14 protein-coding genes are annotated in these 15,199 nt (G+C 32.4%); 11 read left to right on the top strand and 3 right to left on the bottom strand.

The window, feature by feature from the left end; translation table 11 throughout:
* Window positions 1-54: 54 nt before the first annotated feature.
* From ACH5TX_RS17245 to ACH5TX_RS17235, 3 genes are read right to left on the bottom strand one after another with little or no spacing between them, the layout of a single operon-like run.
* Entirely contained in the window at window positions 55-846 is a 792-nt protein-coding gene (locus ACH5TX_RS17245; protein ID WP_439340738.1) for an SDR family oxidoreductase, read from the bottom strand.
* A gap of 5 nt (window positions 847-851) precedes the next feature.
* The gene (locus ACH5TX_RS17240) at window positions 852-1,682 is read right to left on the bottom strand and encodes an amidohydrolase family protein (protein ID WP_439340737.1); all 831 of its coding nucleotides are present in this window, start codon (window positions 1,680-1,682) and stop codon (window positions 852-854) included.
* Between the two features lie 12 nt (window positions 1,683-1,694).
* Complete coding sequence (locus ACH5TX_RS17235) at window positions 1,695-2,705, bottom strand: zinc-binding alcohol dehydrogenase family protein (RefSeq protein WP_439340736.1); 1,011 nt, start codon at window positions 2,703-2,705, stop codon at window positions 1,695-1,697.
* A gap of 120 nt (window positions 2,706-2,825) precedes the next feature.
* On the opposite strand from ACH5TX_RS17235, the gene ACH5TX_RS17230 reads away from it, so the two are divergent.
* From ACH5TX_RS17230 to ACH5TX_RS17180, 11 genes are all read left to right on the top strand, one after another.
* A complete protein-coding gene (locus tag ACH5TX_RS17230) occupies window positions 2,826-3,860 on the top strand; it encodes a LacI family DNA-binding transcriptional regulator (RefSeq protein ID WP_439340735.1) in 1,035 nt (344 codons plus the stop codon).
* 69 nt (window positions 3,861-3,929) lie between these two features.
* The gene (locus ACH5TX_RS17225; protein WP_439340734.1) at window positions 3,930-4,640 is read left to right on the top strand and encodes a hypothetical protein; all 711 of its coding nucleotides are present in this window, start codon (window positions 3,930-3,932) and stop codon (window positions 4,638-4,640) included.
* The gene (locus ACH5TX_RS17220) at window positions 4,641-5,525 is read left to right on the top strand and encodes an AraC family transcriptional regulator (protein ID WP_439340733.1); all 885 of its coding nucleotides are present in this window, start codon (window positions 4,641-4,643) and stop codon (window positions 5,523-5,525) included. It begins immediately after the preceding gene.
* A gap of 158 nt (window positions 5,526-5,683) precedes the next feature.
* Window positions 5,684-6,466 carry an SDR family NAD(P)-dependent oxidoreductase gene (locus ACH5TX_RS17215; protein WP_439340732.1) on the top strand — a complete coding sequence of 261 codons (783 nt, stop codon included), beginning with the start codon at window positions 5,684-5,686 and terminating at the stop codon, window positions 6,464-6,466.
* A gap of 19 nt (window positions 6,467-6,485) precedes the next feature.
* Entirely contained in the window at window positions 6,486-7,343 is an 858-nt protein-coding gene (locus ACH5TX_RS17210) for a fumarylacetoacetate hydrolase family protein (protein WP_439340731.1), read from the top strand.
* 11 nt (window positions 7,344-7,354) lie between these two features.
* The gene (locus tag ACH5TX_RS17205; protein ID WP_439340730.1) at window positions 7,355-8,092 is read left to right on the top strand and encodes a (Fe-S)-binding protein; all 738 of its coding nucleotides are present in this window, start codon (window positions 7,355-7,357) and stop codon (window positions 8,090-8,092) included.
* Between the two features lie 10 nt (window positions 8,093-8,102).
* Window positions 8,103-9,479 (top strand): lactate utilization protein B, encoded by a 1,377-nt coding sequence (locus tag ACH5TX_RS17200; protein ID WP_439340729.1) that lies wholly within the window; start codon window positions 8,103-8,105, stop codon window positions 9,477-9,479.
* A gap of 3 nt (window positions 9,480-9,482) precedes the next feature.
* Window positions 9,483-10,073, top strand: coding sequence for a LutC/YkgG family protein (locus ACH5TX_RS17195; protein WP_439340728.1), 591 nt, complete (start codon window positions 9,483-9,485; stop codon window positions 10,071-10,073).
* Window positions 10,074-10,234: 161 nt separating this feature from the next.
* A complete protein-coding gene (locus tag ACH5TX_RS17190; protein ID WP_439340727.1) occupies window positions 10,235-12,340 on the top strand; it encodes a bifunctional aldolase/short-chain dehydrogenase in 2,106 nt (701 codons plus the stop codon).
* A gap of 179 nt (window positions 12,341-12,519) precedes the next feature.
* On the top strand, window positions 12,520-13,800 hold the full coding sequence (locus ACH5TX_RS17185; protein WP_439340726.1) for a sugar isomerase: 1,281 nt from the start codon (window positions 12,520-12,522) through the stop codon (window positions 13,798-13,800).
* A 10-nt stretch (window positions 13,801-13,810) separates the two neighbouring features.
* A complete protein-coding gene (locus tag ACH5TX_RS17180; RefSeq protein WP_439340725.1) occupies window positions 13,811-15,178 on the top strand; it encodes an FGGY-family carbohydrate kinase in 1,368 nt (455 codons plus the stop codon).
* Window positions 15,179-15,199 lie beyond the last annotated feature (21 nt).

Genomic DNA, 15,199 nt, shown 5'->3' with positions numbered 1-15,199 from the left:
TAACAATTAAAATATCAAATTCCTATTTTTTTAGACTAATGAAGATTTTGAGCACTAGTTAGTAAGTAATGATCGGTCTAAATGTACATAGCCTCCGTCAACAGTAATAAATTGACCTGTAGTATGTGATGCTTTATCAGAGATTGTAAACAAACATTGATCTGCAATTTCAGAAGGCATTGTCATTCTGTTTTCTAAAGGAATCTTTTTAACAATAGATTGAAGTTTCTCTTCTCCGTTTTCCAATGTTTTAATCCAATTATCGTAAGCTGGTGTCCAACTTTCGGCAATTACAATGGCATTAGAACGAATACCATACTTAATTAAATCGACAGCCCATTCTCGGGTTAACCCATATACACCACCTTTAGAAGCTGCATAACCAGAGGTTCCTCCTTGACCAGTTAGCGCTACTTTAGAACCTATATTCAAAATGTTTCCTTTAACTTTTTTAATCATAGGCAAACAATACTTAGTCATTGCAAAATAGCTTACCATATTTAATTTTACCGAATACATAAAATCGTCCATAGAAGCATCTAAGCCTGCTCCATCATTAACACCCACATTATTTATAAGCGCATCTACTCTACCGTATTTATTTTCTATAACTTTTGCAGCTTGCTCAATTTGTTTATAATCAGATAAATCTGTTTTTACAAATAAAGCATCAATACCTTGTTCTTGTAATGCTTTTTCATATCCAAATCCACGATCGTTGCGACACACAATTACAGGAATAGCACCTTCTGCGGCTAAATGCTGTACAATAGTTTCTCCTATACTACCTTTAATTCCTGCAGCTCCAGTTACAACTACCACTTTTCCTTTTAAACCTAAATCCATGATACTTATTTTAAATTATAAAATTGAATAGCATTTCCTCCCATAATAGCTTCTTGTTCAGTTTCTGAAAGGTTTACTATAAAATTTGTGACAATTGATTTTACTTGCGAATAATTTCCTGCTACCAAACACACAGGCCAGTCGGAACCAAACATAACGCGTTTTGTTCCAAAAGCATTTAAAACTAAATCCATATAAGGCTCTAGCTGTTTTGGTGTCCATGTATTATAATCTGCTTCAGTTATCATTCCAGAAAGTTTACAATACACATTTTCTTGCTTTGCAATTTCTTGCATTAATACTGCCCAACCATCAAAGAAATCATCTTTTATATAGGGTTTTGCAATATGATCTATAACAAATTTCTGATTTGGAAAACGTTTCACAAACTCTAAGGTTGCTCCTAATTGATGCGGAAAAATTAAAATATCATAAGTAAAATTATGTGCTTCTAACTTTGAAATGCCTTTTAAAAAATCAGAACGTAACAAAAAATTATGATCGGATTCTCCTTGAACAACGTGCCTAAAACCTTTTACTTTATCAAATGCTCTATATTTTTCTAAATCAGAATCAATAGTATATCCTCGTAAATCTACCCAACCAACTATGCCTTTAATAAAATCATTCTTAGCTGCTAGATCTAATAAAAAATCATTTTCAGCTAAAGTTTGATCTGCTTGAACTGCGACACAACCATCAACACCATTCTCATGATAAACTTTTTCTAAATCGGAAGGTAAAAAATCGCGACGAATTGTAGACATATCATCATCAATCCACTCGTGTTTAACAGGTTCATATTTCCAAAAATGTTGATGAGAATCTATTATCATTTTAATACTCTTTTAATTAAAACTCACGGTTGCTTTTATAACACCTGTTTCAGGATTTAACCAACTATCAAAATGTGCTATCATCTCTGTAAAAGGCACAGAATGCGTTATAAAAGAATCTGTTGGAAATTGATTTAGCACACTTATTACATGTTCAAAATCTTCGGTAGTTGCATTTCTACTACACATTAAAGTCATTTCTTTAGCATGTACTGCTGGATGATTATATGTTAACTCGCCTTTTGATAAACCTACTAAAACAAATCGGCCGCCATGCGACATATAACTAGGACAAGCTTCTAATGCGAATTTATTTCCTGAAGCATCAAATACTGCTGTACATAAATCGCCATTTGTAATTTCAGAAATGTCATTTACAGCATTGTCCCCCGCTTTCACTATATAATCAACGCCTATTTTTTCTTTAGCATATTGCAATCGTTGCTCATTCATATCGATGGCAATTACTTTTGCACCAGCAATTTGAGCTAATTTCATAATACCAATACCAATAGGTCCGCAACCAACAACGGCAACGGTTTCACCTGGTTTTATATCAGCTCTTCTTACCGCATGTGCGCCAATAGCCAAAGGTTCTACAATAGCCATTTCGTTATCCGACAAATTATTTGCAGGTAATAAAATATTAGCAGGTACAGAAATTTGTTCTTGCATACCGCCATCTGCATGCACACCAAGTACTCTTATATTTGTGCAGCAATTTGTTTTTCCATTTTTACATGCTATACATACTCCACAACTAACATAAGGCATCACTACAACTTTATCTCCGGCCTTAATACCTTTTTCATTGGCGTCAATTTCTATAACTTCTGAAGCTAATTCATGCCCCAAAATTCTTGGATACGTAAAAAACGCTTGATTGCCTCCATAGGCATGTAAATCTGTTCCACAGATACCTACTTTTTTTATTTTCAATAAAGCCTCTCCTGACTTTCTTATAGGTGCTTCCTTTTCTTTTAAGATAAACGCTCCTGGTTTTTCACAAACTATATACTTCATCCTCTTATTTAATTATATCTTTTTATCGATTAAACAGTAAACAAAATAAGCTTCATTTTTTTACATTAAAAAAGAATAAAGTATATTTGTTCAATCGATTGAACAAACTTATACTTTTTTTTGAAAAATAAAAAGAAAACAACCATAAAAGATATTGCTAATGCTTTAAACATTACACCTTCTGCTGTATCTAAAGCTTTAAACAATCACCCTAGAATTAGCGATAAAACGAAAGCTGCCGTTAAACAAGTTGCTGAAACATTAAATTATCAACCAAACCATATAGCCACAGCTTTACGAAAAGGAAAAAGCAATTTAGTTGGTGTTATGATACCTAGAGCCAATAGTCATTTTTTCTCATCGGTTGTTGAAAAAATTGAAAACGTTTTAAGTAAAGAAGGCTATAATATTATTATAACACAATCAAACGAATCATTTACAAGAGAATGTAAAAATATTGAATCGCTGCTTTTAACTCAAGTAGATGGCATCATTGCATCAATGGCTAATGAAACAAAAACATTAGAGCATTTCGAAAAAATAAAATCTAGTGACACACCCTTAATTATGTTTGACCGTGGTGAAGATGCCTTAGCTGTCGATTATATTGGTATTGACGATTACCAGAGCAGTTTCAAAATCATTGAACATCTTAAAAACCAAGGTTGCAAAAGGATTGCACATATTGGTGGTCATAGTCATACTAGAATTTACAAAAACAGAATCTCTGGTTATAAGGATGCGTTAACAAAATATAAATTACCAATTGTTGAAGAATTAATATCTGAAAGCACACTTTATATTGCTGATGGACGTAAAATCATGAAACAATTATTAGAACTTCCTGAAAGACCTGATGCTGTTTATGCTGCAAGTGATTTTGCTGCAATGGGAGCACTACAAGTCTTGGAAGAAAACAATATTAAAGTACCCGAAGATATCGCTCTAGTAGGTTTTAGTAATGAAACTTTTACCTCGTTTGTAAAACCTTCTATAACAACTATTAATCAGCGTAGTGAAACTATAGGGCAATTAGCTGCCGAAACATTCTTAAAAAGAGTAAATACCACTAATTGGACTCCAAAATTAAACAATACTATTATTGATTCTGAGCTCGTTATTAGAGATTCTTCTTTAAAAGCAATTAACAAATAATAATACTATTTTTGCTTTTATAAAATTATTATTGCTATTTTAGTAATATTAGAATCATAAAAAATTCAAATGAAATCGAATTTACTTTTCATTTTTTTAATATTAGGAGTATTAAGTTGTAAAGAAAAACCAACAAGAATACCCTCCTCAAAATTAACCTCAAAAAGCAATAAAAAAATAGAATTTAAGAAGATTGATTTTTCAAATAGTGAATTCGCTGATTTAAAGATGTACGCTAAAGACACTATAACATCAGATGGATTGAAAATCAATTACTTAGTAAAAAATGATAACACAAAAAGAACAGATTTATATATAAAATGGTCAAAAGGAGAATATTCTAACATATTTATGATGGAAAACGCTTTACTGATGCGTAAATATTTTATACCTATTTTAACCGAACATAATGATAAATACATATATATGACTCACGGATGTGCTACGAGTTGTTATGCTGTTTTAACATTATCGAAGGAAGCTAAGCCTAAAGCAAAAGATTTTCTTGAAGTAATTGCATATAACACGCATTTAAATCAAATTGTTTATACACCTGAAAGTAGTTATAGTCTTGAAACATTTGAAATAGCTATTTCTGATTTAAAAAAAGGAATCGATAAATCTGTAAAATTCAAGAACAAGTGCAATCTGTCACCCGAAAATGGATGCATTGATAAAATTGTTTTTAACGAAGAGTATATTGATATTTTTGCTACTTTATTTAATTCAGAAACTAGTAAAACAATTCAAGAACAAAATAGAATAAAAATAACAGAATAAATGAAACTTCATTTATTAGACAGAAGCAACCTAACAAACAGTTCTTTTACAACAAAAGTAAATGAATACCCATACTTTTTAAAAATATGGCATTATCACCCAGAATTAGAACTTGTTGTAGTACTTAAAAGTGAAGGCACCTGCTTTATTGGTGATAGTATTGAAAAATTTAGCGTGGGAGATATTGTTCTCATAGGAAAAAATTTGCCACACATGTGGTTAAACGATGAAGACTATTTTAAAAAAAGTCCGAAACAATCTGCCAAAGCCATTGCTATACATTTTAAACAAGATTATTTGGGCAGAACATTTTTTGAAACTCCCGAAATGATTCACCTTTTAGAACTTTTTGAGCGCGCGCGTTTTGGTTTAAAATTTCTTAATACAGACAAAAGCATCATTCGTGATATTCAAAATATGCTGGAATTAGATGGTTTTGATAAAACCATGTCTTTTTTACAAATACTCAATAAATTAGCAAAGCATAAAGAGGTAAAACGCTTATCGAGTCTCGGTTTTATAAATTCTTTTAATGCTACAAAAAGTGACACGCAAGATAAGGTACAAGCTTATATTTTTAAAAACTTTAATAAAAGTATCAGTCTTGAAGAGGCTGCTAAAATTGCTCATATGAATGCTTCTGCGTTTAGTCGTTTTTTTAAACGTATTAATCGTAAAACATTTTCGCGTTATGTTTCAGAAATACGTATTGGTTATGCTTGTAAATTACTACTCGAAAACAAATTTAATATCGCTGCTGTTTGCTACGAGTCTGGTTTCAATAATATTTCAAACTTTAACAGACAGTTTAAATTAATAATGCATTGTACGCCTTCTGTTTATGTGAAAAACCATAAAAATGAAGCTCTAAAACCAGATCGATAGATTGCATTTAACCTACGAAACAATCAAATAATGCAAAAATAGTATCATAATTCATCAAATTTTAGGAAGATTCACCTATATATTCCTTGTACTATTGTATCAATGTTTTTTCTGCTTATTAGATTCAACATTAATCATCAAAATAAATCATTATAAAAATGGCAAAATTCAGTTTAAAAAACAAAGTCGCTATTGTAACTGGTGGCGGAAGTGGCATAGGAAAAGCTATTTCTCTAACCTTTGCTAAACAAGGTGCTAAAGTTCATATTTTAGATTTCAATATAGAAGCTGCAGAAGAAACTATTTCTGAAATAAAAGCTATTGAAGCTCAAGCAGAAGCTCACAAATGCGATGTTGCTAACCAACAAAATGTGGTTGATATTATCAATAACATTACACAAAATGAAAAAATTGATATTCTAATAAATAATGCTGGTATTGCCCATGTTGGTAATATTGAAAGTGTTGAAGAAGGTGATTTAGATCGTTTATATAACGTAAACATTAAAGGTGTTTATAATTGTATAAAAGCCGCAATTCCGTCTTTAAAAAGTAACGGTGGCGGTGTTATTTTAAATTTAGCTTCTATTGCTTCAACTGTTGGTATCAATGATAGGTTTGCCTATTCAATGACAAAAGGCGCAGTTCTTACTATGACTTATTCTATTGCTAAAGATTATATTAAAGACGGTATTCGTTGTAATTGCATTGCACCAGGAAGAGTACATACGCCTTTTGTAGATGGTTTTATAAAAAACAACTACCCAGGAAAAGAAGACGAAATGTTTGATAAATTATCAAAAACTCAGCCTATTGGTCGTATGGGAAGCACACAAGAAATAGCCGATTTAACCTTGTTTTTATGCTCTGATGAAGCAGGTTTTATTACAGGCTCAAACTACGCCATTGATGGCGGTTTTGTAACATTAAACGGAAATTAAGAATTTAAATATATAGAAGATGAAATTAATACGATTTGGAGACGTCAATAATGAAAAACCAGGCGTTCAATTAGCAAACGGAACAAGACTAGATGTATCTGCATTTGGAACCGATTATGATGAAGCTTTTTTTGGAAATAATGGTATTGAAAAATTAAAAACTTGGTTAGAAACAAATCAATCTAATTGTCCTGAAGTTGATGATAACGTACGTTTAGGAGCGCCTTTAACAAGACCTTCTAAAATTGTATGTATTGGTTTAAACTATGCACAACATGCTGCTGAAGCTGGTATGGATGTTCCTAAAGAACCTGTATTATTTTTTAAAGCAACCTCTGCTATCGTTGGTCCTAATGATGATATCATGATTCCTAAAGGTAGTACTAAAACCGACTGGGAAGTTGAGTTATCTGTTGTTATTGGTAAAAAAGCATCGTATGTTGAAGAAGCTGATGTTTTCGATCATATTGCGGGTTACGTATTACATAATGATGTTAGCGAACGTGCTTTTCAATTAGAACGTTCTGGACAATGGGTAAAAGGGAAAAGTTGCGACACCTTCGCTCCTATTGGTCCTTTTATTGCTACTACCGATGAAATTAAAGATCCTAATAATTTAAACTTATGGTTAAAATTAAATGGTGAAGTGATGCAAAACAGTTCAACTTCCGACTTTATTTTTAACATTCAACAATCTATCAGTCATATTAGTCAATTTATGACCTTACTACCTGGTGATATTATCTCTACAGGAACACCTTTCGGTGTTGGTCTTGGTTTAACTCCACCATTATATTTAAAAGCTGGTGATGTTGTAGAACTTGGTATTGAAGGTTTAGGTACTTCAAAACAAAATGTGGTAGCATATAAAAAATAAAACAAAAAATCATGCGAGTAGGCTTATTCATACCCTGTTATATTAATCAATTATACCCTCAAGTAGGAAAGGCTACTTTAGAGCTTTTAGAAAAACTAAACGTCGATGTGGTATATCCTTCAGGGCAAACCTGTTGCGGACAACCCATGGCTAATTCAGGGTATGAATACGAGTCTGAAGGCGCATGCAATAATTTTGTAGATAACTTTAAAGATTTTGACTATATAGTAACACCTTCTGGAAGTTGCGCCTACCACGTTAAAAAACATTACAATATTATTCCACAAACTGATGAAGTCACTAAGATTCGTAATAATGTTTACGAATTATGTGATTTCATTTTAAATGTTTTAAAAGTAAAAAATGTTGGCGCCTCATTTCCTCATAAAGTAGGCGTTCATAAAAGTTGTCACGGACTAAGAGGATTAAGATTAGGCTCTTGTTCTGAAGTTGTTGGCGATTCTTTTTCATATATAGAAACTCTTTTACAAGAAGTTAAAGGCACCGAATTAATGCCTGTAAAAAGAAGCGATGAATGTTGCGGATTTGGTGGCACATTTGCTGTTACCGAAGAAGCTATCTCTGTAAAAATGGGGAAAGATAAAATTAAAGACCATTTAGAAAGTGGTGTTGAAGTTATTACGGCTACAGATACTTCGTGCTTAATGCATTTAGAAGGTTTAGTAAATCGTAATAATCAACCCCTTAAAATTTTACACATTGCTGAAATTTTAAACAGTAACTTCTAATAAAACCACTATGAGTCATTCACAACTAGCCAGTATATTTAATAAAGATGAAAAAAGAGTCGATTGGCACGACAAAGCCTTATGGTTTGTTAGGCATAAAAGAGATTTATCTGTTCACCAAGTTAAAGGTTGGGAGGAATTAAGAAACTTAGGTCATGGCATAAAAGCACATATGTTATCTAATCTAGATTCTTATTTAATTCAATTTGAAGAAAATGCCAAAAAAAATGGCATAGAAGTACATTGGGCTGCTAATGGTGAAGAACACAACCAAATAGTACATAAAATTCTTAAAGACAACAATGCCAAAAAAGTTGTTAAAAGTAAATCGATGCTTACGGAAGAATGTCATTTAAATCCATTTTTAGAAGCTGATGATATTGAAGTTATTGATACTGATTTAGGTGAACGCATTGTGCAATTAGCAAAAGAACCGCCAAGTCATATTGTACTACCCGCTATTCATAAAAACAAGCATGAAGTAGATGAATTGTTTCAAGAACATTTAGGCACTAAACCTTGTGATGGTGATCCACAATATTTAACAGGTGAAGCTAGAAAGCATTTACGCGAAAAATTTATTGAAGCAGACGCCGCTATTACTGGTGTTAACTTTGCTATTGCAGATACTGGTGGTTTTGTAGTTTGTACCAACGAAGGAAATGCCGATATGGGAGCACATTTAGCACCTGTTCACATTGCTTGTATGGGTGTTGAAAAAATAATTCCGAAACAAGAACATTTATCTGTGTTTTTACGCTTATTAGCAAGGTCTGCAACAGGACAACCTATAACAACCTATTCGTCGCATTTTAAAAAACCTAGAAAAGGTGCTAAAATGCATGTTGTAATTGTTGACAACGGACGCTCAGAACAACTAAGCAGACCCGACTTTAGAGCGTCATTACACTGTATTCGCTGTGGAGCCTGTATGAATACCTGTCCAATTTACAGAAGAAGTGGCGGTCATAGTTACGATGCTACTATTCCAGGACCTATTGGTTCTATTTTATCGCCAGGAAAAGATTTAACAAAACACAGTTCTTTACCATTTGCCTCTACCTTATGCGGTTCTTGTTCTGATGTGTGTCCTGTAAAAATTGACATTCATGCGCAATTATATAAGTGGCGACAAATAATTACAAAAGAAACACCACAGCCTTTCATTAAGAAGAAATCTATGGAAATGATGGGTAAAGTATTCTCAAAACCTACACAATTTGAAAAAGTTGGAAAAATAGCACGTTGGTCTTTAAGAAGTTTACCAAAATCTATGATAAACTCAAAACCGAATGCTTGGGGGAAAGCTAGAGATTTACCAACAGGACCGAAACAAAGTTTTGATCAGTGGTATAATGAAAGAGAAAATAACAAGAAAAAAGATTAAATCATGGCAAGCAGAGATACAATATTAGCTAGAATAAAGGCAAACAAACCAGAAGCTATTAGCTTACCTCAAATAGATGAAACTTTATTTGATGACGGATACGATTTAATCAAAGAATTTACTAAAAAAGTAGAAGTTGTAGGTGGCAATGTTTTAGAGGCCAAATCTAATCAAGATGTTATTAAACAAATAACAGAAATGATTCCTAATACTTCTGTTAATTTTTCGACATTACCAGACTCACAAGATTTCAATACAATTAATTTTGAAACCATAAAAAAGCCACAAGAGCTAGAAGATTTAGATATTCTAATTCTTGAAAGCGATTTAGGAGTTGCCGAAAATGGAGCCGTATGGGTTACCGACAAAAACCTTCCTATGAGAGCTTTACCTTTTATTACTAAGCATCTTGTTTTTGTACTTTCAAAAGAAAACATTAAACCATATATGCATCAAGCTTATCATAAACTTTCAGAATCTTCAACAGACTTTGGTGTTTTTATTTCAGGCCCTTCAAAAACTGCAGATATTGAACAATCTCTAGTAATTGGAGCACATGGAGCGTTGAGCCTAACTATCTTTTTAAAGGCTTAAATAATTCAGCCAAACGTCTAAAAAACTAAAAGCTATTCAATTATAAATAGAAAAACAACTAGCCTGATAAAAAAATCATTTTTTTCTAGAATTACAGTACAGTACAGGATAGAGATATTTTAATGTTGATATATTTTAGCATCAAATATTTAACCGCAGGCATGAATACAAACACAAAAAAATTTAATTACGTAGATTATTTATGGGATGAAGAAAAAGCAGCGTCTTTAAAAGACGATCAAGTTGCTTTATTTTTATACCGTTCAAACATATTAGGAGCAGATTTAAGAATCACCAATTACGGAGGTGGAAACACGAGCTGTAAAACCATAGAAAAAGACCCTTTAACAAACGAAGACGTTGAAGTTATGTGGGTAAAAGGTTCTGGTGGTGATATTGGAACTTTAACACGTGCAGGAATTGCTGGTTTATATACTGGTAGATTGCGCGATTTAAAAAATGTATATGGAGGCTTAGATGATGAAGACCGTATGGTTGGACTTTTTAATCACTGTATTTATGATTTAGATAGTAAAGCACCATCTATTGATACACCGCTTCACGGATTATTACCTTTTGCACATATTGATCATTTACATCCAGATGCACTTATTGCTGTAGCAGCAGCAGAAGATAGCGAAAAAGTAACCAAAGAAATTTGGGGAGATACTATGGGATGGGTGCCTTGGCAACGTCCTGGTTTCGATTTAGGACTTCAGTTAGAAAAATGTTTAGCTGATAACCCTGGAATTAGAGGTATTGTTTTAGGAAGTCATGGTTTATTCACATGGGGTGATACTTCATACGAATGTTATATGAATAGTTTAGAAGTTATTGAAACAGCTTCTGAATATATTGAGAAAAAAATAAAAGAAAAAGGTTCTGTTTTTGGTGGACAAAAAGTTCAAAGTCTTCCTCAAGAAGAACGTTTAGAAAAAGCAGCACAATTAATGCCTTTATTAAGAGGTTTATGCTCTTCAGAAAAAAGCATGATTGGTCATTTTTCAGATAATGATGTTGTTTTAGAATATATTAATAGTCATGATTTAGAACGATTAGCTCCTATGGGAACGTCTTGTCCAGATCATTTCTTACGTACAAAAATTCAACCATTAGTATTAACACTTGATACTAATGAAGATCTTTCTGATGCCGATGCTATTCTTAAAAAATTAGAACCAGCATTTGAACAGTACAGACAAGAATATGCAGATTATTACAACACTTGTAAAAAAGATAATAGTCCTGCAATGCGTGACCCTAACCCAGTAATTATTATTTACCCAGGTGTTGGTATGTTCAGTTTTGCAAAAAACAAACAAACAACGCGTGTTGCTAGTGAATTTTACATTAACGCTATTAATGTAATGCGTGGTGCAGAAGCGATTACAGCATACACATCATTACCAAGACAAGAAGCTTTTGATATTGAATACTGGTTATTAGAAGAAGCTAAATTACAACGTATGCCAAAAGAACAACCATTATCTCGTAAAGTAGCTTTTGTTACTGGTGCAGGAGGTGGAATTGGTAAAGCCATTGCAGATAAATTAGCTGCCGAAGGAGCGAATGTTGTATTAACGGATATAAATGAAGATAGCTTAAAAGAAGCACATGCGACTTATAAAAGAGATGTATCTACATATGCTATTTGCGATGTAACCAATACAGAATCTATTGCATCGGCTTACAATAAGGCTTGTATAGAGTTTGGAGGTGTAGATATTATAGTTCATAGTGCTGGATTAGCAATTTCTAAAGCCTTAGAAGATACTACCGATAAAGATTGGAACATCTTACAAAGTATTTTGGTAAAAGGTCAATTTGACTTAGCAAAACAATCTGCAGCCATTATGCGTAAACAAGGGCTTGGTGGTAATTATATTGCTATTGCTAGTAAAAACGGATTAGTTGCTGGCCCTAACAATGTTGCTTACGGAACAGCCAAAGCTGCACAACAGCACATGGTTCGTTTATTAGCAGCAGAATTAGCAAAAGATAAAATTAGAGTAAATACAGTAAACCCTGATGGTGTTATTGTAGGAAGTAAAATCTGGGAAGGTGCTTGGGCTGAAGGAAGAGCTAAAGCCAATGGTATTACCGTTGAAGAATTACCAGCATTTTATGCAAAAAGAAATTTATTAAACGAAATCATCACTCCTGATGATATCGCAAACGGCGTATTTTCTTTAGTAGGAATATTAGATAAATCTACAGGAAACATAATTAATGTTGATGGTGGAATGGCTAATGCATTTGTACGCTAATAAAATTTGAGTTAGTTTTAGTTTGTCAAAAACTTCCATAGCATATGGATACATATATATGGAAGTTTTTTTAATAATCTATACTCATAACCAAACGTCCATTGTATCATATTAAACCAAAAGGGAATGACAAAATGGATGCTAAACGTGACCAATAATAAGACAATAGATATAAACTTATGAAAATAGAACAAAGTCATATTCAAGACAGTAATAGCAAGGATCTTAAATCTCACCAAGATCATTTTGATTTCTTATCAGATAAACTAACAAAAAAAGGTGCTAATGTTAATAGCATTATAAAAAAACTACAAGATTTTCAAGTAGCTATACCAAGTTGGGCATTGGGTGCTGGAGGCACACGTTTTGGTCGTTTTTCTTTTTACGGAGAACCTTCAAACCTAGAACAAAAAATTCAAGATGTTGGAATTCTTCATTCATTAACACAAACGGCTGGTGCGGTTTCGCTTCATATTCCATGGGATATTCCAGAAGATTATAATGCTATAAAAGAATTAGCTGGTTCTTTAGATATTAAATTTGATGCTGTAAACTCTAATACATTTCAAGATCAAATAAATGCTAAAGAAAGTTATAAATATGGCTCTTTAAGTAATACGAGTGAAGCTGTAAGACAACAAGCTATTCAACATAATTTAGATGTTTTAAATATTGGAGATAAATTAGGGTCTAAAAGCTTAACCGTTTGGTTAGCAGATGGATCATGCTTTCCTGGTCAGAACAACTTTCAAACAGCACTTCAAAATACAGAAAACAGCTTAAAAGATATTTATAAAGGTTTGCCTAACGATTGGAGCATGTTAATTGAATATAAACCTTACGAGCCAAACTTTTACAGTACTGTAATTCAAGATTGGGGAACATCGTTTATGTTAGCAAACGCTTGTGGAGACAAAGCGTACTCGCTTGTAGATTTAGGACATCATTTACCAAATAGTAATATTGAACAGATTGTTTCTATTTTAATGTCTAAAGGAAAACTAGGTGGTTTCCACTTTAACGATAGCAAATATGGGGATGATGATTTAACTGTTGGAAGCATTAAACCTTATGCCCTATTCTTAATTTTTAACGAACTGGTTTACGGTATGCAAAATAATCCACAAAATCCTGATTTAGCGTGGATGATTGATGCTAGTCATAATGTAAAAGATCCTTTAGAAGATTTAATTCAATCTCTTGAAGCCATTCAAGAAGCTTATGCCAAAGCGCTTTTAATAGATCAAGATCAATTAAAATCGGCACAATTAAATAATGACGTTGTTAAATGTCAAGAAATTTTACAAGACGCATATAGAACAGATGTAAGACCGTTATTAGAAAAAGCTAGATTAGAAAGAGGTGGTGCTTTAAGCCCTATAAAAGCTTATCGTTCATTAGATGTTAGAAATGAATTAATAAAAGAAAGAGGAAAAAACACTGTAGCAACAGGACTATAATATATTTATTATGATAGATGTAACAGCGGTTTTTGATATTGGAAAAACCAATAAAAAGTTCTTTCTTTTTGATAAAGATTATAAAGAAGTATACAAAGAATACACGCATTTTGAAGAAATTGAAGATGAAGATGGTTATCCAACGGAGAACTTACCTGCGCTTCAAGCATGGTTAAAAAAGGTATTTGAAAGCATTCTTGAAGCTTCAGAATTTAATGTACAAGCCATAAATTTTTCAACTTACGGTGCTAGCTTTGTACATCTGGATGAAAACGGAGATGTTCTTACACCGCTTTACAACTATACAAAACCAATAGATCAAACTGTTATTGATTCTTTTATTGAAAAATACGGTCCAAGAGAATCTTTCTTAACTACGTCTGGCTGTTTTGATTTAAGTCTTTTAAATTCTGGTTTACAACTATATTGGTTAAAACATACAAAACCAGAAGTTTATAAAAAGATAAAGTATTCATTACACTTGCCTCAATATTTAAGTTACATTTTTACGGGGATTCCTTTAAGTGAATACACAAGTATTGGATGCCATACAGCGCTTTGGGATTATACTAAAAAAGACTATCACGAGTGGGTTTATAAAGAAGGAATCAATAGCATATTACCAACAATAGTTTCAACTGAAACTAGTATCAACATGAACTATAATGGAAAGCGCATCAAAATTGGTGTTGGTATTCACGATAGTTCTGCGGCGCTTCTACCTTATGTACGTAGTGTAAAGAAAAAATTTATTTTAGTTTCTACGGGTACTTGGAGCATTACTTTAAACCCTTTTACAGATCATCCTATTGTTGCAGATCATGATAAAGATTCCATTAACTACATGCGTATTAATGGTAAACCTGTAAAAGCAACACGCTTATTTTTAGGTAATGAATACAAAATTCAAGTTGACAAATTACAAAAACAATTTGGTGTTTCTGAAGATTTTCATCGTCATGTAAAATTTAATTATGATACATATTTTGAAATTGTAAAAGATTTTAATCATATGTTTAAATGGGAAGGTATTACTGATATTGATATGCCTTCTGAAACTAAAATAACACACAATAATTTTGAAGATGCTTACCATCAGCTTATGACAGAACTCGTGCTTTTACAAATAAAAAGCATAAAAGACGTTGTTGGTGATGATGATATAAAACGATTATATGTAGATGGCGGATTTAGCGATAATGACCTTTTCGTTAAATTACTATCACATCATTTTAGAAATATGAAATTAAGAACTACAGATTCTTCATTAGGATCTGCTTTAGGTGCGGCTATTTCAATTTCTGATAAAAAATTAAACTCCAAATTTCTAAAAAAGAATTACTCATTAAAGAAACACGTCCCATTCATAATTAGTTAATTAACCTTTCATAACTATTAG

Origin of the sequence: Thalassobellus citreus (assembly GCF_044385915.1) — a bacterium.
GTDB lineage: Bacteria > Bacteroidota > Bacteroidia > Flavobacteriales > Flavobacteriaceae > Thalassobellus > Thalassobellus citreus.
This window is presented reverse-complemented; position numbering and strand designations above follow the sequence as displayed.

Bases quoted from the DNA above. Each gene is read 5' to 3' on its own strand.
- ACH5TX_RS17245 (WP_439340738.1), bottom strand. From the start codon at position 846: ATGGATTTAGGTTTAAAAGGAAAAGTGGTAGTTGTAACTGGAGCTGCA.
- ACH5TX_RS17240 (WP_439340737.1), bottom strand. From the start codon at position 1,682: ATGATAATAGATTCTCATCAACATTTTTGGAAATATGAACCTGTTAAA.
- ACH5TX_RS17235 (WP_439340736.1), bottom strand. From the start codon at position 2,705: ATGAAGTATATAGTTTGTGAAAAACCAGGAGCGTTTATCTTAAAAGAA.
- ACH5TX_RS17225 (WP_439340734.1), top strand. From the start codon at position 3,930: ATGAAATCGAATTTACTTTTCATTTTTTTAATATTAGGAGTATTAAGT.
- ACH5TX_RS17220 (WP_439340733.1), top strand. From the start codon at position 4,641: ATGAAACTTCATTTATTAGACAGAAGCAACCTAACAAACAGTTCTTTT.
- ACH5TX_RS17215 (WP_439340732.1), top strand. From the start codon at position 5,684: ATGGCAAAATTCAGTTTAAAAAACAAAGTCGCTATTGTAACTGGTGGC.
- ACH5TX_RS17210 (WP_439340731.1), top strand. From the start codon at position 6,486: ATGAAATTAATACGATTTGGAGACGTCAATAATGAAAAACCAGGCGTT.
- ACH5TX_RS17205 (WP_439340730.1), top strand. From the start codon at position 7,355: ATGCGAGTAGGCTTATTCATACCCTGTTATATTAATCAATTATACCCT.
- ACH5TX_RS17200 (WP_439340729.1), top strand. From the start codon at position 8,103: ATGAGTCATTCACAACTAGCCAGTATATTTAATAAAGATGAAAAAAGA.
- ACH5TX_RS17195 (WP_439340728.1), top strand. From the start codon at position 9,483: ATGGCAAGCAGAGATACAATATTAGCTAGAATAAAGGCAAACAAACCA.
- ACH5TX_RS17190 (WP_439340727.1), top strand. From the start codon at position 10,235: ATGAATACAAACACAAAAAAATTTAATTACGTAGATTATTTATGGGAT.
- ACH5TX_RS17185 (WP_439340726.1), top strand. From the start codon at position 12,520: ATGAAAATAGAACAAAGTCATATTCAAGACAGTAATAGCAAGGATCTT.
- ACH5TX_RS17180 (WP_439340725.1), top strand. From the start codon at position 13,811: ATGATAGATGTAACAGCGGTTTTTGATATTGGAAAAACCAATAAAAAG.